This window comes from Streptomyces sp. NPDC088097, from assembly GCF_044741845.1.
In the GTDB taxonomy this organism is placed as follows: domain Bacteria; phylum Actinomycetota; class Actinomycetes; order Streptomycetales; family Streptomycetaceae; genus Streptomyces.
On record NZ_JBIUTJ010000001.1, the window covers coordinates 1192308 to 1215200 of the forward strand.

A 22893-nucleotide genomic window follows, 5' to 3' on the forward strand; every position below is an offset into this window, starting at 1 on the left:
ACCACCGGGCACGGGGCGACATCGGGCTTGGGGCGACCACCGGGCGCCCGTCGCGGGGTGACTACCAGTCGCGCGCGTTGCGGCCGCGCTTCGTCTCGCCGCGGGCCTTCTTCTCCCGCAGGCGCCGCTCGTTGATGCCGCGCGGGATCTTCGTGGCGCGCCGCGCCTTGGGCGGTGGGGCGGTCGCCTCGGCCAGCGCCGCGGTCAGCCGGACGAGCGCCATCTCCCGGTTGCGGTACTGCGAGCGGTGCTCGGAGGCCCGTACGGTCAGCACCCCGTCCACCAGCCGGCCCGCGAGCCGCTCCAGCGCGCGCTCCTTCCACACGTCCGGCAGACCCTTGGTCGCGGCGACGTCGAAGAGCAGTTCGACGCGGGAGTCGGAGGTGTTGACGTGTTGGCCGCCGGGCCCCGAGGAACGCGAGAAGCGCCAGGCGAGCTCCGCCTCGGGGAGCACGACCGCGCCGCGGATGACATAGGGACCAGGCATGCCCCTATGATCGGCCCCCGCCCCTGCCTCCGTCACCCCCATTTACGGGGGCGCACGACGGAATGGAACCTCCGGGCCCCCTCCCGACGTTATGGAGAGCAGCGGTAACTTGACCCCATATCGCGGTCATGTGACGAGGAAGGGACACCAGTCAAAATGGCAGTAAGCCTGTCCAAGGGCGGCAACGTCTCGCTTTCGAAGGAGGCCCCCGGCCTCAGCGCCGTCACGGTCGGCCTCGGCTGGGACACCCGCACGACCACCGGCGTCGACTTCGACCTGGACGCCTCCGCCATCGCGGTCAACCCCACGGGCAAGGTCGTCTCCGACGGCCACTTCGTGTTCTTCAACAACAAGACGACCCCGGACGGCACCATCGTCCACACCGGTGACAACCGCACCGGCGAGGGCGCCGGCGACGACGAGGCCATCAACGTCAACCTCGCCGGCCTGCCCGCCGACGTGGACAAGATCGTCTTCCCCGTCTCGATCTACGACGCCGAGACCCGCAGCCAGAACTTCGGCCAGGTCCGCAACGCGTACATCCGCGTCGTGAACCAGGCCGGCGGCGCCGAGATCGCCCGCTACGACCTCTCCGAGGACGCGGCCACCGAGACGGCCATGGTCTTCGGCGAGCTCTACCGCAACGGCGCCGAGTGGAAGTTCCGCGCGGTCGGCCAGGGGTACGCCTCCGGCCTCACCGGCATCGCGCAGGACTTCGGCGTCAACGTCTGATCCGGCGCCCGAGGCAACACCGCTGGTGAAGCCCCCTCCCCACCGTCCATGGGGACGGGGGGCTTCGCTACCGTTCGACGGGTGATCCTCCACTCGCTCGTCCCCGTGGACGGCGCCCTGCCCGGCCCGGTCCTCACCGAGATCGCCACGCTCTACGCGACGAACCACGCGTTCTTCGAGATCAGCGGCGACTTCCCCGACCCGGCCCGCATCACCGTCGAACAGGTCGCGGCCTCGCTGGCCGACGAACTCGCCCACGAGGGCGCCGAGGTGCTACTCGCCCGCTCCGCCGGCCGCCTCGTCGGCCTGGCCGCCACCCTGGACCACCATCCCGACCCCGACGCGGGGGACCCGGATCCGTGGATCGGCCTGCTCCTCATCGACTCCACCGCCCACCGCGAGGGCTACGGCCGCGCCGTGGCGGACCTCGTCGAGGAACGCTTCCGCGCGGCGGGACGCACCGGCGTGCGCCTGGCCGTACTGGAGGCCAACACCAAGGCCCTCGCCTTCTGGGAGGCCCAGGGCTACACCGCCCTGCGCCGGGCGAAGGACCGGGAGCTGGGCCGCCCCTGCACGGTGATGCGCAAGGCCCTCTGAGAGCCGGCCAGACGGCCTACGCCTTCGGCCGGTCCTCCCCGTACAGCCACACGTCCCACACCTTCTTCAGATCGTGTCCCGTGCGCTGCTGCGCGTACGCGGTGAAGTCGGCGGTGCTCGCGTTGCCGTGGCGGTGGTCGGTGGCCCAGCCGCGCAGCAGGTCGAAGAACTTCGCGTCCCCCACCTCCTGGCGGATCCGCTGGAGGACCATCGCGCCCCGGTAGTACACGGGGTCGTCGGAGATCTCCTCCGGGCCGGGCGGCGAGGCGGGCGGGAAGGCCGCCCAGGGGCCCTTGGCGTGCGGGTCGACGGAGGCGTCGCCGGCGAGGAAGGCCTCGAAGCGGCGCTGCGCGCTCACCCCGCCGTGGTCCTCCCACCACAGCCATTCCGCGTAGGTGGCGAAGCCCTCGTTGAGCCACATGTCCTTCCAAGACTTCGGCGACACCGAGTTGCCGAACCACTGGTGGGCCGTCTCGTGGACGAGGAGCTCCTCGTCGGGCGCGCCGGGGTAGACGGGCTTGGTCTGGGTCTCCAGCGCGTAGCCGAGGCTCTCGGCGGGCAGCACGATCGATCCGGCCGTGGTGAAGGGGTAGGGGCCGAACCGTCCGCTGCCCCACTCCACGACCTCCGGCAGCTTCGCGAGGATCGCCCGGCTGCCGGCCGCCTCCCCGGGCGTCACCGCGTTGTAGACGGCGACGCCGGAGGGGGTCCGGCCGGTGGTCACCTCGAACCTGCCGACGGCGGCGGTCGCCAGGTATCCGGCCATCGGCTCCGGGCTGTGCCAGGCGAAGGCGGTCCGCCCGTCCCGCACCGGCGTACGGGAGCGCAGCTCGCCGTTGGACACGGCCTCGTAGCCCTCCGGGACGGTGAGGGTGATGTCGTAGGTGGCCTTGTCGCTGGGGTGGTGGTTGCCGGGGAACCAGCCCATCGACCCCACCGGTTCGCCGACGCCGACGGCCCCGTCGCGGCCGTCGGCCCCGTCGGCCCCGTCCGGCCCGTCGGAGAAGGTGATCCAGCCCTCCTCCGAGCCGTCCGGGTCGACGACGGGCTTCGGGCGCCCGCCGTACCGGACCTCCGTACGGAAGACCTCGCCCTTCTTCAGGTCCTTGGCGGGGCGGACCGTCAGCTCGTTGCCGCTCCGGTTGAAGCGGGCGCCCTCGCCCTGGACCCGGACGCCCTCCACCTTGAGGCCGCTGAGGTCGAGGTTGAAGGAGCTGAGGCCCTGCTCGGCGCGGGCGGTGATGACGGCGGTGCCGGCGAGCCGCCCGTCGGAGGGGTCGTAGCCCAGGTCCAGGTCGTAGTGCCGGACGTCGTAGCCGCCGTTGCCCGCGCGGGGGAAGTACGGATCGCGCAGCCCGGACGCACCGGGCCGCCCCTGCACCGTGGCGCCCGTACATCCCGACGTGAGGACGAGGAGGGCGGCGACGGCGGGGACGGCGAGGCGGGTCAGTGCGCGGAGTTCCACGCGTCCGATCCTAGAGGGCGCCTGGTGGATCAGGGCCGGGGTCGCAGGGCCTGGCACGGCGCCCCCTGAGCGGGCCCCGTGAGGGGGCCGTCCGACTACTTGTTGAGGGCGTCGACGCCGGCCTTGGCGTACTTCTCGTCCAGGTCACCGCTGGGGGCGCCGGCCACACCGACACCGGCGACCGGGGCGCCCTTCGCCTGGACGGGGGCGCCGCCGGCGAGGAAGAGGGTGCCGGGGATGTCCTTCAGGTTCGGCGTCTGGGCGAGGCGGCCGACGAGCACCGAGGTCGGGGCGTTCCAGGACACGGCGGTGAAGGCCTTGCGCTCGGCCGACTCGTAGGACTGCGGGCCGGCGCCGTCGCCGCGCAGGGTGACGATGGTGTTGCCGTTGCGGTCCACGACGGCGACGGTCACCTTCTGGTTCTCCTTCTCGGCCGCCTCCAGCGCGGCGGAGGCGGCGCGGGTGGCGGCGTCGACGGTGAGGTGGGTCGAGGTGGTGAAGTTCCGGTCGTTGTCCTGCTTGACCGGGGCGGCGGCGGGCGCCGCGTTCGCGCTGACCGCTCCGAAGGTGCCGGCGCCGAGGGCGAGGGCGAGGGCGGCACCGGTGAGAACGCGGCTGCGGGTCTTCATGTCTGCTCCAAGGGGGTCATCGGCTCGTCTGGCTGCTGCTCCAAGCCTGGGCCGCGAACCCCCCGCGCCCCGTCGCCGTACCGGCTCCGAACGGCCACCGCACCGGCTGACCCGGGGGTCAACCGATCGGTCGATGCGGCGGGGCTCCCGGCGCGCTTACCTGGTCGGATCACCCCCGTCCGAGACTCACCGGAGCCCCGACCGGGGCCCGACCGACTCGGAGCGGGCGGGCTTCGTGCGCGCGGCCCCGGCCATAGGCTCGACGCGTACCCGCCCGCCGGGGCGAGCCCCGTCCCGCGCGGGCGTTCGTACCCCGACGTCCCGTGCACCGCCCGGCCAGGGCAGAGGCAGACACAGATCCACACCACCCCCAGGAGCCCCGCCGTGAGCCACACCCCGCGGCCGCACCCGTCGACCGACTCCGACACCCGCGCCCTGGCCACCGTCATGCACGCGGCGTTCTTCCTCCTCCTCGGCGCCTCCGTGGCCCGCTTCCTGCTCCGCCACCCGGGCGACCCCCGCACCCCGTGGGTGATCGCCCTCGGCATCGCCCTGGCCCTGCTCTACGTCCTCGGCCCCGCCGTCGGCGCCGCCCCCACCCTGCGCCGCAGGCTCTGGCTCGGCCTCGTCGTGGCCACCTGGGTCGTGCTCGTCGTCCTCGCGCCGAGCTTCGCCTGGTGCGCGGTGCCGCTGTTCTTCACCGCCCTGCGCACCCTCCCCCCGCGGGCGGCGGTGGTCCTCGTCGGCCTGCTCACGGTGTTCGTCGTCGCGGCCCAGCTCAAGCTCTCCACCGAGTTCGACCCGAACCTCCTGCTGGCCCCGCCCGCCGTCGCCGCCCTCGCCACGGCCGTCTTCGTCCACATGGAGCGCCAGGCGGCGGCCCAACGCACGCTGATCGACGACCTCATCCGCACCCGTCGGGAACTCGCCGCCACCGAACGCCGCGAAGGCACCCTCGCCGAACGGCAGCGGCTGTCCATGGAGATCCACGACACCCTGGCCCAGCACCTGTCGAGCCAGCAGATGCTGCTGCAGGCCGCCGACCGCACCTGGGACAGCGACCCGGACACCGCCCGCGCGCACGTCCGCACCGCGACCGGCATCGCCGCCCGCGGCCTCGCCGAGGCCCGGCGGCTCGTCCACGACCTGGCCCCGCCCGAGCTGGAGAACGGCGCCGGCCTCGCCGAGGCCCTGCGCGCGCTGGACGCGGGCCCGCACATCGAGGTCCGCTTCCACCTGGAGGGCGCCCCGATCCGGCTGCCGGACCGCGCCGAGTCGGCGCTGCTGCGCATCGCCCAGGGCGCGCTGGCCAACATCCGGGAGCACTCGGGGGCCCGTACGGCCGCACTGACCCTGAGCTTCCTCGGCGACCAGGTCGTCCTGGACATCGCGGACGACGGCGACGGTTTCACGGAACCCGACGCCGGCGCCCCCACCACCCCCGACCGCGGCCACGGCCTCCCGGCGATCCGCGCCCGGGTGCGCCAGCTCGGCGGAACCCTGACGATCGAATCCACCCCGGGCGAGGGCACCGTACTCTCCGCCTCGATCCCCCTGGAGCCCACCGGATGACGACGATCCTCCTCTGCGACGACCACGTGGTGGTCCGCGCCGGCCTGCTCGCGCTGCTCGGCAGCGAGCCGGACATCGAGGTGCTCGGCGAGGCCGGCAGCGGCGAGGAGGCGGTCGCCCTGGCCGCCAAGCTCCGCCCGGACGTGGTCCTGATGGACCTCCAGCTCGGCGAGGGCATCGACGGGGTCGAGGCCACCCGCCGCATCACCGCCCTGCCCTCACCCCCCGCGCCCCCGCACGTCCTGGTCCTGACCACGTACGACACGGACGCGGACATCACCCGGGCCATCGGCGCGGGCGCGACCGGCTACCTCCTCAAGGCGGAACGCCCCGAGGAGCTCTTCGCCGCGATCCACGCGGCGGCGGCCGGCCGCACCACCCTGTCCGCGCCGGTGGCCAGCCGGGTGATGGCCCACATGCGCGGCAGCCGCCCCACGCTGACCGACCGCGAGCTCGACATCCTGGGCCAGCTCGCCCGCGGCCTCGGCAACCGCGACATCGCCCGCGCGCTGTTCATCAGCGAGGCCACCGTCAAGACCCACCTGGGCCGCATCTACGACAAGCTCGGCGTCGACACCCGCGCGGGCGCGGTCGCGGTGGCCAAGGAACAGCGCCTGCTGCCGTCCTGAGGAGCGGCCCCCGCACGCAGAACCCCGGAACCCACGACGCGGGGCCCACAGCGGCGAACCGGCCGGCCTCGCCGAGGGCACCGCGGACCTCCTCGCCACCGCCGGGGAGTTCTTCGCCGAGAACGAGGAGGACGTCGGCGACTACCTCCTCGGCGAGCGCGCCCTCGCCGGCCCGCCCCGCCGCAGGAACCGCCCCGGCGCTGACGGCGTCTCCCGCGACTACTGGTCCCGCGACATCGGCACCCTCGCCCCCGGGCGCCGCCTCCGGCCCCGCCCGCCACTTCTACCACCGCCATGCGGTCCACCACCGACTACGCCCGCACCGCCACCCTCCAGGCCGCCTCCGGCCTCTACGGCCCGTCCTCCCCCGAGGTCGCCCGCGTCGCCGCCGCCTGGACGGCCGTCAACGTCCGCTGACGCCCGGCCCCCCGTACCGCCCGGGGACCACCCCCGCGCCGGGAGAGCCGCGGCCGTGACACCATCAGTGACGTGCTCGACATCGGCTACTCCCTCTCCCGGCGCTTCCCGGACCCCCCGCAGACCGACTACCGCTCCGCGGACGTCCGGACCCTGCGGCACGACCTGTTCTGCGGCGACGTCTACCTCGCCGACACCGTCAAGGACGAGGAAGTGTCCACAGCCTGGGGATGGGTGCCCGTCCTGGACTTCGCCTGGGCCCTGTGCGACATCGTCGAGCAGATCGACCAGGACCCCCGCGGCAGCCGGTCCAACAACCGCCAGTACGCCGAACTCGACTTCACCGAGTCCTCCGACCGCATGCTCTTCGAGCGCCGCTTCGGCTGGGTCGACGTCGAGGCCGACTGGATGGCCCCGGAAGAGGCACCGCTGACCTTCAGCCACCGCCTGCTGCGCCGCGAGGCCCGCGACTTCCTGCACGACCTGATCGCCGACCTCGTCGACATGCACGACGGCCTCGCCGACAACCCGGTCATCTGGACCCTCCAGTCCCGCTTCCCCCGCGTCCCGGCGTAGCCCCCGGGCGGCCGGGCACCGGGACCGCCCGCCGGACGGGACTTCGGGGACACGCCCTACGCGATCACCCGGAGCCCGAGCTGCGCCGCCAACGCCGGGGCCAGGTCGAACAGCTGGGTCGGGCTGATCACCGCCCCGGACAGGGCCTCCACCCCGCGCGCGATGCCCAGTTCCGCCGCGCCCCGCAGGTCCACGTCCTTCAACCGCGCCCCCGTCAGGTCCGCCCCGCGCAGCACGCAGTCCCGGAACTCCACCCGCTCCAATACGGCGCCCCCGAAGTCCGGCTCGACCAGGACGCAGCTCTCGAAGACCACGTCCTTGAGCCGGGCCGTGCGCAGGTTCAGGTAGTCGATCTTCCCGCCCCGTACGAGGACCCGCTCCAGCACCGCCCCGTGCAACTGCACGCCGCCGAGGCGGGCCTCCAGCACCTCCACGTCCCGCAGCGAGGCCCCGGACAGGTCCGTCCCGACGCCCCGGATCCCCTCCAGGACGGAGTCCAGGATCCGCGCCTTCGCCAGCCCCGCCTCGTCCAGCGCGCACCGCCGCAGCGCGCAGTCCATGAAGCGGGCCCCTACGCCGTCCTGCCCCACCAGGTCGAGGTCGGCGAACTCCAGACCGTCGTAGTCCCCGTCCGGCTCCAGTTCGCCGCCGTCCCACACGGTCAGCTCCGGCAGCCGTACCTCGGCCCGCCGCGCCGCCTTCACCGCGTCCCGCGCCCGCTCCCCCTGCTTCCCCCGCTGAACCTGCTGTCCCTGCCGTGCGTTCGTCGCCATCCCCCCATCGTGACGCAGCCCGCCGACAGCGGGCTCCGCCGACCCTTGACCTCAAGCGCGCTTGAGGCACGAACCTCTCCCCATGACCTCCACGCCCGCCGCGCCCTCCGCGCCCCCCACAACCGCCACGCCCCCCGCCACCTCGGGGACCCCCGGGGCCTCCAAGACCCCCAGGACCCCTGCGACCTCCGAGACTCCCGCAGCCTCCACGCCCGCCGCGACCTCGGGGACCCCCAAGACCTCCAAGACCTCCGCGACCTCCGGGACCTCGGGGACCTCCAAGACACCCGCGACCCCGAGGACCTCCAAGACCTCCGCGGCCCCCGCGGCCTCCACGCCCGCCACGCCCGCCCGCACCCCGCAGATGCGCGCTGTCCGCCTCCACGCCTTCGGCCCCGCCGAGAACCTCTCCTACGAGTCCACCCCCGCGCCCCTCCCGGGCCCCGGCCAGGTCCGCATCGCGGTCGCCGCGGCCGGGGTCCACCTCCTCGACACCAGCCTCCGCAAGGGGATCCAGGGGCCGCCCGCCCCGCTCCCCGAGCTGCCCACCATCCCCGGCCGCGAGGTCGCCGGCACCGTCGACGCCCTCGGCCCCGACACCGATCCCGCCTGGCTCGGCCGCGCCGTCGTCGTCCACCTCGGCTTCGCCCCCGGCGGCTATGCCGAGTACGCGGTCGCCGACGCCGCCCGGCTCCACCCGGTCCCCGAGGGGCTCGACCCCGCCGAGGCCGTCGCCATGATCGGCACCGGCCGCACCACCCTCGGGATCCTCCAGTTCGCCGACCTCGGACCGGACTCCACCGCCTTGGTCCCGGCCGCCGCCGGCGGCATCGGCACCCTGCTCGTCCAGTACGCGAAGAACGCCGGCGCCACCGTCATCGCCCTCGCCGGGGGCCCCGCGAAGACCGCCCTGGCCGCCGCCAACGGCGCCGACCTCGCCCTCGACTACACCGCGCCCGACTGGGCCGACACCGTACGCGCCCACCACCCCGGCGGGGCCACCGTCCTGTTCGACTCCATCGGCGGGGACACCGCCCGCACCGCCCTCGGGCTCCTCGCCCCCGGCGGCCGCCACCTCGTCTTCGGCTGGTCCGGCGGCCCCCTCGACCTCACCGACGCCGAGCAGGACGCCCTCACCGCCCGGGGCGTGCGCACCCACCACGTCCTCGGCCCGGCCATGCTGCGGGCCGTCGGCGCCCCCGACCCCCTGCGCGTCCTGGAGACCCGCGCCCTCGCCGAGGCCGCCGCGGGCCGGCTGCGCCCCGCCGTCCGGCGCTACCCCCTGGCCGAGGCGGCGACGGCCCACCGCGACCTGGAGTCCCGCGCCACCACCGGCAAGGTCGTCCTGGAACCCTGACCCCGACCGGCGCCCAGCACGGCCCCGCCGCCGCGCCCCGCCTACCCCGCTCCGCCTACCGCGCCCCGCCTACCCCGCTCCGCCGAGTTCCGCGAGCGCGCCGTCCGTCAGCCGGTACACCGACCACTCGTCCTGCGGCCGCGCGCCCAGGGCCTCGTAGAACGCGATCGACGGCGCGTTCCAGTCCAACACCGCCCACTCCAGGCGCGCGTACCCGCGCTCCACGCAGATCCGCGCCAACTCCCTCAGCAGCGCCTTGCCGTGGCCGCCGCCGCGCGCGTCCGGGCGGACGTACAGGTCCTCCAGGTAGATCCCGTGCACCCCGCGCCAGGTGGAGAAGTTGAGGAACCACACCGCGAAGCCGACGACCCGGCCCTCCTCGTCCAGCGCGACGTGCGCGAAGGCGGCCGGGTGCTCCCCGAAGAGGGCCTCGCGCACCTGCTCGGGCGTCGCGCGCGCCTCGTGCGGCACCTTCTCGTACTCCGCGAGCTCGCGGACCATGGCGTGGATGACGGGGACGTCGGAAACCTGAGCGGTACGGATCATCACGCCACCCTAAGGTCGGTCGTCCGCCGGCTCACCGCCCCAGCAGGACCTCCGCCAGTGCCCGTTGGTCCGGCTCCAACCGCTCCTCGCCGTCCTCCACGTCCCACAGGCCGTTCTGGAGCACCCGTCCGAGCGTCCACGCCCGCACCCGGTCCCGCTCCCCGGCCGGCCCCAGCGCCTCCGAGAGCAGGTCGAACCGCCAGCGCGCCTCCGCCGCGTCCGCCGCCCCGTCGAGCGCCGGCCACAGCTCGAACCCCGGGTGTCCCGCCAGGGGCTTGGGGTCGATGGCCAGCCAGGGCTCGCGCACGCTCCCGAGCACGTTGTCCACGTGCAGGTCCCAGTGCAGCAGCCGGTCCCCGGGTTCCCCCGCGACCTCCGCCACCGCCGCCGCGCAGTCCCGCAGCACCGCCCGGTCCCCGGGGTCCGCGAGCCGCTCCAGCGCCGCCGGCGCCTGCGCCAGCATCCCCGCGGCGACCTCCCCCAGCCCCCGCATCCCGGCGGGCGCCGCCACCGCCGTCAGCCGCGCCAACAGCCCGGCCAACACCCGTACGGCCTCCCGCGGGTCCCGCCGTGCCAGCACCGACAAGTGCCGCCGCTCGTCGAGGCGTTCCAGCAGCAGGGTGCCCGTGTCGGCGTCGTGCTCCAGCAGCCGTACGCTGCCCCCTCCGCCCCACGCGCGCAGCGCGGCCGGCTCGCCGGCGCTCTCCTCGTCCAGGAGCTGCATCTTCAACGCGGCCGGGCTGCCGTCGGCCCGCTCCACGGGCAGCACCAGCGCCGTCACCCCGTGCATCCCGGGGCCGGTCGTCCGCAGCTCCCACCGCTCCAGGAACTCGGCCGCGCGGGCGGGCAGACCGGCGATGAACTCCCGCCCGGCGTCGCCGTTGTACCGCAGCTGCGCCTCGACCAGCCCCGCCGGAACGTCCACCATGCCCCGACCCTACGGTCCGCAGTCCCCCCGCGCCCTTACCCGCCGGCACCCTACGGAGCCCTCCGCGCCCCCCGCATCGACCATTCGGCCGGGGATCGCCACCGGAAACACGACACCACGCACCTGGACACCCCGCGAAGGGCCCGTGTAGCAAATCCCCCATGACGATCAACGGCGGCATCTCCTTCTGGTACGCGGCGGACACCACCGCCCACCAGCCACCCCGCGCCCCCCTCACCGCCGACGCCACGGCCGACGTCGTCATCGTCGGCGGCGGCTACACCGGCCTGTGGACCGCCTACTACCTCAAGCGGTCCGCCCCCGACCTGCGGGTCACCGTCCTGGAGCAGAAGTTCTGCGGCTACGGGGCCTCCGGCCGCAACGGCGGCTGGCTCTACAACGGCATCGCCGGCCGCGACCGCTACGCCGCCCTCCACGGGCACGAGGCCGCCCGGCGCCTCCAGCGGGCCATGAACGACACGGTCACCGAGGTCATCGAGGTGGCCGCCGCCGAGGGGATCGACGCCGACGTCCACCGCGGCGGAGTCCTGGAAGTCGCCCGCACCCCGGCCCAGCTCACCCGCCTGAAGGCCTTCCACGCCGCCGAGATCGGCTTCGGCGAGAGCGACCGCGAGCTGTACGACGCCACCGACACGCGCGCCCGCATCGACATCGCCGAAGCCGTCGGCTCCAGCTGGAGCCCGCACGGGGCCCGCGTTCACCCCCTCAAGCTGCTCCGCGGCCTGGCCGCCGCCTGCGAACGCCTCGGGGTGGTCATCCACGAATCCACCCCCGTCACTGAACTCGCCCCCCGCCGGGCCGTCACCCCGTACGGCACGGTCCGCGCCCCGTACGTCCTGCGTTGCACCGAGGGCTTCACCGCCGCCCTCAAGGGCCACAAGCGCACCTGGCTCCCCATGAACTCCTCGATGATCGCGACGGCCCCCCTCCCCCCGTCCGTCTGGGAGTCCCTGGGCTGGTCGGACGCGGCGGTCCTCGGCGACATGGCCCACGCCTACATGTACGCCCAGCGCACCGCCGACGACCGCATCGCGATCGGGGGCCGCGGGGTCCCGTACCGCTTCGGCTCCCGCACGGACAACGACGGCCGCACCCAGCCGGCCACCATCGCCGCCCTCACCGCCCTGCTCACCTCCTTCTTCCCGCAGCTCACGGGCACGGAGATCACCCACGCCTGGTCGGGCGTGCTCGGCGTCCCCCGCGACTGGTGCGCGACGGTCAGCCTGGACGGCGTGACGGGCCTGGGCTGGGCCGGCGGCTACGTCGGCTCGGGCGTCGCCACGGCCAACCTGGCGGGACGCACCCTGCGGGACCTGGTCCTGGGCGGGACCACCGACCTGACGACCCTCCCCTGGGTCCACCACCGCGTCCGCCGCTGGGAACCGGAGCCCTTCCGCTGGCTCGGCGTCCACGCCCTGTACGCGGCGTACCGCGAGGCGGACCGCCACGAATCCACCACCCACCGCCCGACGACGACCCCCCTGGCCCGCCTGGCCGACCGCATCTCGGGCCGCTCCTGACCCACAAGAAAGCCCGGCCCGGAAACCTCCCGAGCCGGGCATGAGCGGGGCCCCCTGTCGGATTCGAACCGACGACCTACGCATTACAAGTTGTCAGATCAATTTCCATAGCGGTCTCCTGTCGACCCAAGATCCCTGTTCAGAAGGCCTCCCAGATCACAGTAGCCATGCACACACAATCACGGATCCCGTCTCAAACGAGCCCCTAAATGAGACCGGTGCGCGGATCGCGAGCATCCGGCTCGTGGCCGGTCGTAGCTTGCTTGGGAAACCTCAGAACCCCCGCTCAAGCTCTGGCCGGAGTTCCGGCATGCCACCTCACGGTGAGCACAGATGGGTCACAGCAATCTGATGGCAGCCGACGGGCCGGCACCGCTACCGTCCCATCATGGACGAGTCTCTCGGATACGAAGCCTTCTACAGCGGGGCTCGGAAGGCAGCGCACAAAGCCATGGAAGACCATGGACGCAGCGACTACGACGGATTTGCACTCCACGCCGGGGTAGCAGTCGAAAAGCTCGCCAAAGCGCTCTTGGTCAAGTTGAACCCGATCTACATCGTCGAGATGCGTGGCAGCGCGGAGATGCTCTTCCATCTCGGGGGCCACCGAAAGTGTGACAAATTGCGCACTATTGGCGCCACAGAGGCGGTTGCCCGCTTGCGGACACTTAAAGCCCTGCTACCCAGCAAGGACCTGGATCTCTTGATCGACATCCGCAACGGGGTAGCCCACGCCACGAGCGGGGCTCAGGCCAAGTCGCTCCTTCCGGTGCTCGCCCAGACCGTGGAGGTTCTGATATCTGGAGCAGACGAAGACCCTCGTCAATTTTGGGGCCGCTGGGCAGACACCGCTCGCATGGCCATCGACAACAAGCGTAGTCAGCTTGAGCGCGATGTCATGGTCCGCGTCCGCCAGGCGCGCCACCGCTTCGAAGATCGATTCGCTGGGCTACCCGAGGGAGTCAAGGAGAAGGCGCTTCACTCGCCGCCGCCCGAAGCTGGCCAGATGGTAATCGGCCCACTCACTGTAAGGAACGGCTCGTCGATCATCTTCGCGATCAACTCTGTGCCGTGCCCGGCTTGCACGGGAGACGCGTCGATCACCCTCACTCCGAGCAACGAGTCGGCCACCTCCACCACGATGGAACCGGACTCCTTCAAGTGCCGCATGTGCGGCCTGGAGCTGGATACACCTGAGGAGATCAAGGTCTCTGGGGCCAATACCGAGAACGCCATGCTGGTCGCAGTGCACCCCACGTCGGGGTACTCAATCCACTTCGGAGAGTCGCAGGCCGGCTAGTCGTGATCCCACGACTGCACGGCCCCTCCTTTGCCCGCCTCACAATCGAACTTCTCTTACCCAGCAAGGGCCGTGCGAAGCTGGATCGTGTGGTGACCGCCCAACGAATGTGCACACGCGGCGGACGACGACGGAGGAACGCGTGACGAACCCCAGCCCGCGCGGGACGTACTTGACAATCTCGGAGGTCCTGAGGGCACGGATCGCCAAGGGGGCCTACCCCGACGGCATTCCGTCCGAAGCGGAGATCGGGCGGGAGTTCGGTGTTGCCCGCACGACTGTCCGCCGTGCGCTTCGCGCGCTGGAGGAAGCTGGCGACGTGACCACGGTCGCCGGGGTCGGCCGCCAGGTCGGCGGGTCACAGGTGGCGCCGTACAAGCGGATCATGACAGACCTACTGGACCGCATTCGGACGGGTGAGCTGCCCGCTGGCGCTCGGCTCCCCAGCGAGGCGGAGCTCTCCGAGTCCTACGGGGTCGCGCGGGGTACCGTCCGTCGCGCAGTGCACGAACTCGAAGGCGCGGGGCACATTCACGCGCAGCACGGAGTCGGGCGGTTCGTGGGCCCGGTGTCCTGATCCTCGACGCCTTGGGGGCACTCACATGCAGTTGGCCAAGTGGGCTCACGAACTCGCGGAGTCCTTGCTCGCCGAGAGCCTGCCGAACCGGTGGGCTCATTCTCAGCGCGTCTACTCCCAGGCCCTGACACTGGCCCCGACGCTCGGCGAGGACGCGGAACTACTGGCCGCAGCGGCCATCGCGCATGACGTCGGATACGCCCGGCCGGCCGTGAATACGGGGCAGCACATGATCGACGGAGCACGTTATCTGCGCGACGTGGTGGGTGCCGACCCTCGGCTGTGCAGTGTCGTAGCGTTCCACACGTCTTCCCCCTGGGAGGCCTCCGAGCTGGGGCTGAGCGAGGCGCTGGCGGAGTTCGGTCCCTCAGAGCCCGTGCTGGTGGACGCGATCACCTACTGCGACCTGACCAGCAGCCCTGTGGGCGCGCTCGTGGATCCGGCGGAGCGACTGACCGAGGTTCTCGACCGATACGGCCCGGAGCACGTCGTGTTCCGGGCCGTATCCGCGGCTCGGCCGGAGCTGCTAGCCCGTGTCACCCGGGTGCGTCAGCGCAGGTTCGAGACGGAGCGGTCCAAGCTCAGCTAATTCGGGGAACGGGCGAGTCGCGGAATCCTTCCTCCAGCCGCCGACGAGTGGTGGGCGACACGTCAAGGGAGTCCACGTCCGCGCGCGGAACCCACCGCACTTCCAGGGACTCCGAACTCACCCTGATCTCGCCGCTGACCGGGCGGGCCCGGAAGCAGAGCGAGAACTCCTGACGAACCTCACCGTCCGCGAACGCGATGACGTGGCCCGGGTCAGTGAAGACACCTACCAGGCCGACCACCTCAACATGGATCCCGGTTTCCTCCAGAACCTCACGGACGACCGTTCCCGCGATGTTTTCCCCGATCTCTTGGACTCCCCCCGGCATTCCCCACCGACCGTTGTCCGATCGGCGCTCCATCAGAACATCACCCGCATCGTTGACGACGAATGCCGTCACTGCCGGCACGATGCTGTTGGCCTTCGGCGCACTGGGATCGTTGTAGTAGTCCGTACGGCGGCTCATGCTCACCCTTCAATGGGGACAGCTTCGGACCAGACCTTCTCGAAGCTCTGCTGATACGTGGAGACCAGCTCAGCACCTGCGACCTTACGCAGGTGGAGGACCGGCGTCAGGGGCGCACTCACCCCGTACACCTGCGTGTTCACCAACCACTCGTCGTCCGAGCGGTAGAGCGAGTTGTGCAGAGTCGACCGGTGAAGACGGAATTCGATCCCCGAAACGGAGTACAGGGGGCGATAGAGCTTCATCACCTCGCGAACCTTGTAGGCCACGCCTTCGCCGATTTCCTCCTCATCTCCTCGGCGCCGAATCTCTGGACTTTCCGGATCTCCGAGCAGGATGCGGGCCCGGACACCGCCCGCCGCTTTCAACCTGAGCAGCTGTGGCCAGCGTGGATTTTCGGCGAGGAAGACACCCGCGTGCACCAGCACACCGATCTCCTGTTCTGCCCGGCCGAACAACTGGAGCCATAGGTCCGCCGGCACGTAGGAACGGTGCGGGTACACCTTCAACACCTCGGCATCCGCACCGTCCTTACGCTGCCCGTCCGGCAGGCCGTCGGGCCACAGGTAGCCCTCGTCCTCCCGGAGGAAGGCCGAGATGGCAAGGCGGTGGCGCCGGTACGGCGCCCGCCCTTTGGTGATCCAGCGTTCCACCGTCTTGGGGTCGACACCAAGGTGCTCCGCCAGGGCATCCACGGCGACGCCTTGCGTCAGCATCGCGGACCTTAAACGCTCGTTCGCCATCCGCCCCCCCCAGGGACGTCTAGGGACGCAGCCGCCCCGCAGAACGCTATCGAGGACGTCCCAAGTCGTCCAGGGACGTGGTGACTTCGTCCCACGCTTCGGCGGCACTCTGATGTCACACCACAACGCGGACCGGCTGAGGCGAGGAGCTTGACAGCCTCACTCGAAACCGCCAATCTGAGAGACATGTTCAAGCATGTATCTCATGCAGTGGGCGCACCTACTTCGCGCTGACCTGCATGGATGCCTGCATCGAACGGCGAACAGCTGAAGGCGGGGACGCTGCAATCCCGCTGAAGGCCAGGAGACAGGGCTGCGGTTTGGCCCGACTGGCGAGGTGGCCCGGCGACCGCGAGCAACGGCCGGAGAGTGGGGACTTGGTCCCCCTTGCAGTGCTGCATCCCAGTTCAGACGACGTAGGAGGACATCGTGATCCGCTTAAGACTTTGGGCCCCGACCTCGCTGGACCGGCGCGGCGGGAACGCCCTTCGCGTCTCCCCGATCCGACGCGCAAGCGCACCGGCCATGCCGGTGATCCGCGCAGTCGGTACACCCGCGCGGCTCTAGCCGCGCCGGCTGCCTCCTCCGGCCGTCCGGTGCTTCGGCGTCGTACGGCCGGGGTCGCGGGGAGCCGGATGTTCCGGCCCCGGAAGGGGTTCGCATGAACAAGAAGCTCGCCGCGGCGATCCAGCGTGACAACGAGCTGGAGGACGCCGGCATGCACGGCGACGACCGCAAGACCTGCTGGACCCATCAGTGCTGGGCCGAGGACTGCCAGGACCAGCCGCTCCACACCAACCCGAGCGTCAGCCACTACACCCGCCCGGCCTGACCTCACCCCTCAACGAAGTGCGGCCCCGGTGCTTGAACACCGGGGCCGCTGAGCCGTCCACCTGCTAGGGAGAACACGACTCATGAAGTACATCGTTGCACGTCAGGAGCCCGTTACGGCCCTACCGGCCGACCTGGAGCCCTCGGACGCGGAACTGAACGCGATCGAGTTCGAGATGCCGCTGATCCTGGCGGACGTCGACCTCCTCGACGCGCAGATCGCCGTTCTGGACCGCACCCCGTCCGACCTCGACACCCAGCTGATCCGCCGGGCCCGCCGCCGGGTCCTCACCGCCCGCCGGAACCTGATCAACCAGGCCGCCGCCGCGGTGAGCCTGCCGGGCGGTGCGGCATGAACGAGCGGACCATGAAGGCCGGCTACGCGGACCTCCTCGCCGCGGTCGCGGACGCGCTGGACGTACCGCTGCCGTCGCTCGCCGCCACCGACGAGGACGCCTACCGGCAGCTGCTCGAACACCGCACCAGCATCGTGCGGAGCACCATGCAGGCCAACCTCAAGCACAGCCGCGACCCCTGGCTCGCCGCGAGTCAGATCCGCGAACACTGCGCCGCATACCCGATCACCTACACCCCGTTCGAATACCTGACCGTGAGCGGGGACGACCGGTGACCCTGCGAACATCCGCCGAGCAGATCCAGGCCCTGGAAGGCCTGCTGTCGCGGCTGACACGGGTCCTGGTCGCGGTCGCGTTCGTGGCGCTGGTGTTCACCGCCTCGAACGTGACGATGTTCGCCATCGACCACCACGTCTCTCCCTGGATCGCCTGGCTCCTCGACCCCATGGTCGCCGTCGCCCTGGGAACGGTACTGATCTTCGACGGACGCCTCTCCGAGTACGGCCTCTACCCCTCCGGCTGGGCGTCGGCACTGCGCTGGTTCGCCGGCATCGGCACCTGGGTCATGAACTGCTGGACCTCCCTGTGGCCGACCGGTACCGGCTTCGGAATCCCCCGCGCGGTGGACCCCGCCGGGCTCGTCCTCCACTCCGTCCCCCCGGTCCTCCTGATCGTCCTCGCCGAAGCGATCAACCACTACCGCCACCAAATCCTCGCGAAAGTCACCGAACTCCGAGCCCTGGTGGACACCACGGTGGATGAGGTGGACACCACCCCCATCCACCCCGCAGCCGCCCCGCCCCCGGCACCTACGGCCGTGGTCCCGCCGACGGGCCTGGTAGCAGGGCAAGCGGTTGTGAATCCGCTGGTCATCTGTGGTGACCGGCAGGTGTTCCACCCGGCTTTCCCCTTCACGTCCACCCCCGTCCACCAGGAGGAGCTTGAACCCGCTCGCCTATCGGCCGAGGAAGCGGCGAACGTGATCCGGGCGTGCTGGGTGCAAGGCAAAACCCTCCCGGAGGCGGCCCGGCTTTCCACCCGTTCCACCTCCTACGTCCACAAGCTCTACCAACGCCTCAACGAAGACCGCCAGGGCCCTGATGAACTCCTCGGGGCGGTGAGCGGATGAGCACCCTGCCCGTCTACCGGTGGCGCCTGGCCCCCGACGGAATGGCCACCCGCCGTCAACTCCGCGCGGCCGGACTGCGGCCCGGCGGACAAGCCGTCGCCGCCCAGCTCGAACGCCCCCGCCGCAGGCACGGCCCGCTGATCGCCCACCTCTACCTCGTGGAGCTGGCGAAGCCGGTCCGGCCGATGACCCCTGGCCGCCGGTCGGCCCTCGTCAAGGCGAACGCCGCCCGCCGCAGGTGCCCCGCCTGCCGGACCGATGCCGGGTACGTGATCCCGACCTCGCTCGGCATGTGCGTGCCCTGCCACGACTTCCCCCAACAGCCAGCCGCCTGACCTCTTCCGAGGAGAGACTCCATGACCGAGACCATGCCGGAGACGATCCGCTACACCGCCGACGTGGTGTGCATCCGCGGCAACGATGTGCTGGTGATCGAGCGCGGCTGGCCGCCCCACCAGGGCCGCCTGGCCCTGCCGGGCGGGCACGTCGACCCCGGCGAGACCTCCCGCCAGGCCGCCGCCCGCGAACTGTTCGAGGAGACCGGCGTCCACGTCACGCCGGATGCGTTGGTGCTGGTCGGCGTGTGGGACGCGCCGGAGCGGGACCCGCGAGGCCGGTACGTCACGGCTGCGTACAAGGTCACCGTCCCGGACGGCGCCACCGCCACGGCGGGCGATGACGCAGCCGCGGTGCGCTGGGTCCCGCTGGACGCCCCCGGTTCTCTGGCGTTCGACCACGGCCAGATCATCCACGCCGCAATCACCCGTCCCCCGGCTAGGCCCGGCAGCGGGTGTTCCCTGGAGTCCAACCAGCTCTGACCTGCACGTACAAGCAGGGCCCGGCCGTTGCTGTAGGAGGCTCGCGGCCGGGCCCTTTCACTCCCCGAAGGGGGCTCGTACAGCATGACCGAGACCGTCACCGAACCGCAGGCCCCACCCGAAGAGTCCACCCCCACCCCGACCCCGACCTCGCCGGATGCGAGCAAGCCCGCTTCGGGCAAGGCCATCGAGCACACCGCCGGGGGCTTCCCCGTGGTGCCGCTGTCCCTGTCCGGGACGAACACCACCGCCGGGCTCTTGGCGACCGCCGCCATGACCGGCGGCCCGGTCGCCGTCGCCATCGCGGCGACCGGCGCCGCCGTCCTCGGCGCCGTCGCCGCCCACCAGCGAGGCAAGGCCAAGACCGACAAGAAGAAGACCCCTTCCGGGAAGCCGACCCCGGCCTCGGCTCGGACCGCGAACGGAAGCGGGGGACGTGGCCTCTTGGGTCGGGTCCCCGCCCAGCCCCGCACCGGCAAGACCACCGGCGCAACCGCGAGCAAGGGAGCCGGGACCGGATCCCGCAAGACGGCCGGTGGACAGGCCCGAAGTAGCGCCGGGGCGCCTGCCGGGGGCCGCTCCGCTTCGACCGCAGGAAAGGCCGGTTCCACGTCGGCCCGGCAGCGGGCCGCGCGGGCGGCGGCCGGTCTGGCCGGTGGCCGGGCCGGACAGGTGCAGGCCCTGCGCTCCCAAGCCCGCACGCAGTCCCCAACCCGGTCCGCCTCCCGCACCGCGACCGCGCAGGCCCGGCGCCAGGTCGCCGACTCCCGCCGCGCGGCGAAGGCCGCCGAACGCACCGGCACCGCCGGCGGTCGGGCAGGCACCAAACCACGGGGTGCCGCAGCCCGAACCCTGGCCAAGGGCCTCGGCAAGGCCGCCGCCGTCCGCGACAAGGCCGTCGGCGCCGCCCGCACCGCGAAGGACCGCGCCACCGGCCGCACGGTCGGCAAGAACCGCGGGCAGGTTCAGCAGGCCGCGCACCGGGCCCGGGTGGCCGCCGCCAAGGCACCCGCCCAGAAGGCCGCTCGCAAGGCCCTGCTGCGTTCGGCAGCCCGGTTCCACGCCCGCCGGGCTATGGCCGCTGTCCTCGGCGGCGCGCTCGGGCTGGTCGGACTCATCACCACGCCGCTCGGGCGGAAGCTCGGTTGGGGCTGGCTGATGAACCCCGGCCGGCGCCTCTACCGGCGCTTGGTGGAGCGGGCGCGGGCCTGGCGCGAGGACCGCGACGCGAACATCCACAACCAGCTCGAAGACGACGAACAGGCTGCCGAGGCCAAGGTCGACGCCGAGGAGCAGGACACCGACGAGATCAGCGCCACCGCCGCACGTCCCACCGTCCAGGTTCCCGTACCGCCCACCAGTCAGGGAGTAGTCGTGAGCAACGTTTCCGGGTTCCGGTTCGAGGAACTGGCCGCCGAGATGGAGCAGGCCGCGCAGTCCTACGAGCCGGAGAACTGCATGGAGATCCTCGCCATGCTCGAAGGCCTCCCCGAGGCCCTGCACGCCATCGCCAACATCCTCAAGGTCCTCGCCGAACGCTCCGACTCCGAGTTCCCGCTGGAGAAGGTCGTCGCCGACATGCTCTCCGACCTCTACGGCGTGTTCGCCAACTCCGTCGACTTCTCCGAGGAACTCGGGCCCACCTTCCGCCAGGCCCACGAGGCGGACATCGCCCGCCACGAGGACCCCCGCAACGGTCACGACGCCGAGAAGGGCTGGAACGTCTGATGACCACCAAGTCCGCCACCAAGAACCAGAGCGTGACGCACAACGGGCTCGCCCTGGACTGGGCCGCCGGACACGGCCCCATCACCGGAGCCCTGTCGGCGACAACCGGCGCCTACGCAGTCGCCACCGTCGGGACCCTCGCCCACATGCCCCCCACCTGGGCCCTTGCCATCGGCTCTGTCGGCGCGATCGGCCACACCGCGACCGGCCTGCGCCAGAAGCTCGCCGCCCGCACCATCGGCGCGCGGGCCGCGTCCTGGCTCCTCGGCTCCGGCTGGACCACCTGGGCACTTGCGACCGGGCCTTTGACCTGGACGTCCCTCGGATCGTTGGCTGTGATCGGGGTCGGGATGGGGGCTGCCGCCCGCTCCGTCGGGTTGTACGAGGAGGCCCGGGAGTTGGAGGCCATCGCCGCCGCCGAACGCCATGTCGCCCGGGAACTGTCCGCCGGGCGGCGGGCGATCGCCGCGGAGTGGGTGGATCGGATCCAGCGGGTCTGCGGGATCACCGTCCGGGTGCTGGCGGTCGAGACGTGGCCCACCGGCACCGGGTTCACCATCGACGCCGAACTCCCGCCCGGGGGAACCACCTACGACCGGATCGCGAAGGACAACGCCCGCCTCTCCGCCGACGCCCGCCTCCCGCACGGCTGCACCGCCGCCGCCTCTCCCGGGATCGACCAGGGCCGCGTCCTGATCGACGTGACCACCGTCAACGTCCTCGCCGAGGACATCACCTTCCCCACCGACTACAGCCCCCTGTCCATCCACACCGGGCTGCCCTGGGGAGTGCGGACCGACGGCACCCCCGTCAACGTCTACCTGCGAGAGCAGTGCGCGCTCGCGGCCGGACCGACCGGATCGGGCAAGACGAACTGGGTCCACACAGTCCTGGCCGTGTTCGCCCTCGCCACCGACGTCCTGTCCTGGGTCATCGACCTCAACGCCGGGTCGGCCGGTCTGCCCTGGGTCCGCCCCGCCCTCGAGGGCGGGAAGGGCGAGGTGGTGCGGCCCGGGATCGACTGGCTCGCCTCCACCCCCGACGAAGCCCACCTCATGCTCGACGCCGCCATCGCGGTCGCCCACCGCCGCAAGGTCGCCTACCAGCAGCTCATGGCCGACGCGAACACCGACCTCCTGCCCATCAGCTCCGACATCCCGCAGATCATGCTCGTCGTGGACGAGGGCGCCGAGATCCTCGCCAGCAACGACAAGGCCATGAAAGCCCTCGCCGCGAAGATCCTGGAGGTCATCCGGATCTCCCGCGCCATGGGCCTGCGCACCGTCCTCACCGCCCTCGGCGCCACCGGCAGCGTCCTGGGAAACCTGATGATCCGCCGCGAGGCCAAGGTCAGGGTCGCCCTGACCGGCGGTGAGAAGGAAGGCATGGACCTGGCCAAGCTGTTCCCCGGAGCGCGGGGACTGCGCGTCGAGCAGGCCCCCTACAAGGGGTCCGGGTTCCTGGGCAGTCCCGAGTCACCGCCCGCCGTGTTCAAGGCCTGGCGGATCAAGCCCCACCAGATCCGCGACATCGTCCACGCCACCTCGGACCGGCACCCCTACCTCGACGCGATCTCCGCGAAGGCCGCCGGCCCCGACTACGCCCGCCGCTGGGACTCCACCCGCATCGCCTGGATCACCGACCACCAGCACACCGAAACCGACCGGCCCACCCCCGCCCCGCCCGGGACCGCTCCGGCGGGCGGGGGCCTGAACCTCTCCGCCCACCGCACCACCACCGCCTCCGCGGCCTCGCCGGATGAGGACGCGCTCGCCGAGCAGTTCCGGCGCGAGATCGACGCCCAGTTCGCCACCACCCCCGAACCCAGCAACGAGGCGCCGGAGGAAAAGCCCGCACGGGAGGGGCTGAACCTGTCCGCGCACCGCGCCGACGACGGGAGCGGGCCCGACTGGCTGCCCGCCGCGATCACGGCCCTCTACGAGGCCGGGCCCGACGGGATGAAGCCCGCCGCGATCGCGGACGCGGTCAGCCGGGGCCGCGAGTCCGTCCGCAAGGCCCTCAAGGCCGCCGCCGACCGCGGCGAACTCGTCTACCGCGACCGGGGTCCGCACTCCGTCTACGTCCACCCCGACCACGCCTGAACCAC

The 22893-nt window shown here is 72.0% G+C and carries 27 protein-coding genes; 19 read left to right on the forward strand and 8 right to left on the reverse strand.

Translation table 11 applies throughout. From position 1 onward, the window contains the following. Window positions 1–61: 61 nt before the first annotated feature. Window positions 62–487 carry an alternative ribosome rescue aminoacyl-tRNA hydrolase ArfB gene (gene arfB / locus ACIOD1_RS05470; RefSeq protein ID WP_365620455.1) on the reverse strand — a complete coding sequence of 142 codons (426 nt, stop codon included), beginning with the start codon at window positions 485–487 and terminating at the stop codon, window positions 62–64. Between the two features lie 156 nt (window positions 488–643). Here arfB and ACIOD1_RS05475 point away from each other — a divergent pair, with 156 nt between their 5' ends. Together ACIOD1_RS05475 and ACIOD1_RS05480 are read left to right on the forward strand one after the other, a co-directional pair. Next, a complete protein-coding gene (locus ACIOD1_RS05475) occupies window positions 644–1219 on the forward strand; it encodes a TerD family protein (protein WP_365620458.1) in 576 nt (191 codons plus the stop codon). A gap of 81 nt (window positions 1220–1300) precedes the next feature. After that, window positions 1301–1816 carry a GNAT family N-acetyltransferase gene (locus ACIOD1_RS05480; RefSeq protein ID WP_365620461.1) on the forward strand — a complete coding sequence of 172 codons (516 nt, stop codon included), beginning with the start codon at window positions 1301–1303 and terminating at the stop codon, window positions 1814–1816. A gap of 16 nt (window positions 1817–1832) precedes the next feature. On the opposite strand, the gene ACIOD1_RS05485 is transcribed toward ACIOD1_RS05480, so the two are convergent. Together ACIOD1_RS05485 and ACIOD1_RS05490 are read right to left on the reverse strand one after the other, a co-directional pair. Next, window positions 1833–3281 (reverse strand): M1 family metallopeptidase, encoded by a 1449-nt coding sequence (locus ACIOD1_RS05485; RefSeq protein WP_401900257.1) that lies wholly within the window; start codon window positions 3279–3281, stop codon window positions 1833–1835. Window positions 3282–3376: 95 nt separating this feature from the next. Continuing rightward, entirely contained in the window at window positions 3377–3910 is a 534-nt protein-coding gene (locus tag ACIOD1_RS05490) for a heme-binding protein (protein WP_365620467.1), read from the reverse strand. Window positions 3911–4357: 447 nt separating this feature from the next. On the opposite strand from ACIOD1_RS05490, the gene ACIOD1_RS05495 reads away from it, so the two are divergent. The 4 genes from ACIOD1_RS05495 (at window position 4358) to ACIOD1_RS05510 (ending at window position 7104) form a co-directional block, all read left to right on the forward strand. Further along, window positions 4358–5482, forward strand: coding sequence for a sensor histidine kinase (locus ACIOD1_RS05495; protein WP_365620725.1), 1125 nt, complete (start codon window positions 4358–4360; stop codon window positions 5480–5482). Next, window positions 5479–6111, forward strand: coding sequence for a response regulator transcription factor (locus tag ACIOD1_RS05500; protein WP_365620470.1), 633 nt, complete (start codon window positions 5479–5481; stop codon window positions 6109–6111). The genes ACIOD1_RS05495 and ACIOD1_RS05500 overlap by 4 nt, the downstream gene beginning before the upstream one ends. Before the next feature lie 294 nt (window positions 6112–6405). After that, window positions 6406–6528 carry a M4 family metallopeptidase gene (locus tag ACIOD1_RS05505; protein ID WP_365620473.1) on the forward strand — a complete coding sequence of 41 codons (123 nt, stop codon included), beginning with the start codon at window positions 6406–6408 and terminating at the stop codon, window positions 6526–6528. A gap of 72 nt (window positions 6529–6600) precedes the next feature. Next, window positions 6601–7104 carry a hypothetical protein gene (locus ACIOD1_RS05510; RefSeq protein WP_365620476.1) on the forward strand — a complete coding sequence of 168 codons (504 nt, stop codon included), beginning with the start codon at window positions 6601–6603 and terminating at the stop codon, window positions 7102–7104. A 56-nt stretch (window positions 7105–7160) separates the two neighbouring features. On the opposite strand, the gene ACIOD1_RS05515 is transcribed toward ACIOD1_RS05510, so the two are convergent. Then, window positions 7161–7808: a pentapeptide repeat-containing protein gene (locus ACIOD1_RS05515; protein WP_401900492.1), complete on the reverse strand. Its 648-nt coding sequence runs from the start codon at window positions 7806–7808 to the stop codon at window positions 7161–7163. 433 nt (window positions 7809–8241) lie between these two features. Between ACIOD1_RS05515 and ACIOD1_RS05520 the strand changes: the two genes are divergently transcribed. Further along, window positions 8242–9234 carry a zinc-binding dehydrogenase gene (locus tag ACIOD1_RS05520; RefSeq protein WP_401900494.1) on the forward strand — a complete coding sequence of 331 codons (993 nt, stop codon included), beginning with the start codon at window positions 8242–8244 and terminating at the stop codon, window positions 9232–9234. Between the two features lie 69 nt (window positions 9235–9303). On the opposite strand, the gene ACIOD1_RS05525 is transcribed toward ACIOD1_RS05520, so the two are convergent. Continuing rightward, complete coding sequence (locus ACIOD1_RS05525) at window positions 9304–9780, reverse strand: GNAT family N-acetyltransferase (RefSeq protein ID WP_365620484.1); 477 nt, start codon at window positions 9778–9780, stop codon at window positions 9304–9306. Between the two features lie 31 nt (window positions 9781–9811). Continuing rightward, complete coding sequence (locus tag ACIOD1_RS05530) at window positions 9812–10708, reverse strand: aminoglycoside phosphotransferase family protein (RefSeq protein WP_365620487.1); 897 nt, start codon at window positions 10706–10708, stop codon at window positions 9812–9814. Window positions 10709–10869: 161 nt separating this feature from the next. On the opposite strand from ACIOD1_RS05530, the gene ACIOD1_RS05535 reads away from it, so the two are divergent. The 4 genes from ACIOD1_RS05535 to ACIOD1_RS05550 all read left to right on the forward strand — a co-directional run bounded on the left by ACIOD1_RS05535 (window position 10870) and on the right by ACIOD1_RS05550 (window position 14715). Continuing rightward, on the forward strand, window positions 10870–12249 hold the full coding sequence (locus tag ACIOD1_RS05535; RefSeq protein ID WP_401900263.1) for an NAD(P)/FAD-dependent oxidoreductase: 1380 nt from the start codon (window positions 10870–10872) through the stop codon (window positions 12247–12249). A gap of 388 nt (window positions 12250–12637) precedes the next feature. Continuing rightward, the gene (locus ACIOD1_RS05540) at window positions 12638–13549 is read left to right on the forward strand and encodes a hypothetical protein (RefSeq protein WP_401900264.1); all 912 of its coding nucleotides are present in this window, start codon (window positions 12638–12640) and stop codon (window positions 13547–13549) included. 142 nt (window positions 13550–13691) lie between these two features. Further along, window positions 13692–14126: a GntR family transcriptional regulator gene (locus ACIOD1_RS05545; RefSeq protein ID WP_401900265.1), complete on the forward strand. Its 435-nt coding sequence runs from the start codon at window positions 13692–13694 to the stop codon at window positions 14124–14126. Between the two features lie 25 nt (window positions 14127–14151). Next, the gene (locus ACIOD1_RS05550) at window positions 14152–14715 is read left to right on the forward strand and encodes an HD domain-containing protein (RefSeq protein WP_401900266.1); all 564 of its coding nucleotides are present in this window, start codon (window positions 14152–14154) and stop codon (window positions 14713–14715) included. Here ACIOD1_RS05550 and ACIOD1_RS05555 read toward each other — a convergent pair. Both ACIOD1_RS05555 and ACIOD1_RS05560 read right to left on the reverse strand, forming a co-directional pair. Next, window positions 14708–15181 carry an NUDIX domain-containing protein gene (locus tag ACIOD1_RS05555; protein ID WP_401900269.1) on the reverse strand — a complete coding sequence of 158 codons (474 nt, stop codon included), beginning with the start codon at window positions 15179–15181 and terminating at the stop codon, window positions 14708–14710. The genes ACIOD1_RS05550 and ACIOD1_RS05555 overlap by 8 nt on opposite strands. Before the next feature lie 2 nt (window positions 15182–15183). Next, complete coding sequence (locus ACIOD1_RS05560) at window positions 15184–15924, reverse strand: XRE family transcriptional regulator (RefSeq protein WP_401900271.1); 741 nt, start codon at window positions 15922–15924, stop codon at window positions 15184–15186. Between the two features lie 661 nt (window positions 15925–16585). Between ACIOD1_RS05560 and ACIOD1_RS05565 the strand changes: the two genes are divergently transcribed. The 8 genes from ACIOD1_RS05565 to ACIOD1_RS05600 all read left to right on the forward strand — a co-directional run bounded on the left by ACIOD1_RS05565 (window position 16586) and on the right by ACIOD1_RS05600 (window position 22888). After that, complete coding sequence (locus ACIOD1_RS05565) at window positions 16586–16756, forward strand: hypothetical protein (protein ID WP_401900272.1); 171 nt, start codon at window positions 16586–16588, stop codon at window positions 16754–16756. A gap of 82 nt (window positions 16757–16838) precedes the next feature. Next, window positions 16839–17111 carry a DUF6284 family protein gene (locus ACIOD1_RS05570; protein ID WP_401900274.1) on the forward strand — a complete coding sequence of 91 codons (273 nt, stop codon included), beginning with the start codon at window positions 16839–16841 and terminating at the stop codon, window positions 17109–17111. Beyond that, window positions 17108–17386, forward strand: a complete 279-nt coding sequence (locus ACIOD1_RS05575) for a hypothetical protein (RefSeq protein WP_401900275.1) — start codon at window positions 17108–17110, stop codon at window positions 17384–17386. Before ACIOD1_RS05570 ends, ACIOD1_RS05575 begins: the two co-directional genes overlap by 4 nt. Next, window positions 17383–18240, forward strand: a complete 858-nt coding sequence (locus ACIOD1_RS05580) for a hypothetical protein (RefSeq protein WP_401900278.1) — start codon at window positions 17383–17385, stop codon at window positions 18238–18240. Before ACIOD1_RS05575 ends, ACIOD1_RS05580 begins: the two co-directional genes overlap by 4 nt. Beyond that, on the forward strand, window positions 18237–18575 hold the full coding sequence (locus tag ACIOD1_RS05585) for an RRQRL motif-containing zinc-binding protein (protein ID WP_401900280.1): 339 nt from the start codon (window positions 18237–18239) through the stop codon (window positions 18573–18575). Before ACIOD1_RS05580 ends, ACIOD1_RS05585 begins: the two co-directional genes overlap by 4 nt. A 21-nt stretch (window positions 18576–18596) precedes the next feature. Further along, entirely contained in the window at window positions 18597–19058 is a 462-nt protein-coding gene (locus ACIOD1_RS05590) for an NUDIX domain-containing protein (RefSeq protein WP_401900282.1), read from the forward strand. Between the two features lie 84 nt (window positions 19059–19142). Continuing rightward, window positions 19143–20786, forward strand: a complete 1644-nt coding sequence (locus tag ACIOD1_RS05595; protein ID WP_401900284.1) for a hypothetical protein — start codon at window positions 19143–19145, stop codon at window positions 20784–20786. Next, window positions 20786–22888: a hypothetical protein gene (locus ACIOD1_RS05600; RefSeq protein ID WP_401900287.1), complete on the forward strand. Its 2103-nt coding sequence runs from the start codon at window positions 20786–20788 to the stop codon at window positions 22886–22888. The genes ACIOD1_RS05595 and ACIOD1_RS05600 overlap by 1 nt, the downstream gene beginning before the upstream one ends. The last annotated feature ends 5 nt before the right edge of the window (window positions 22889–22893 follow it).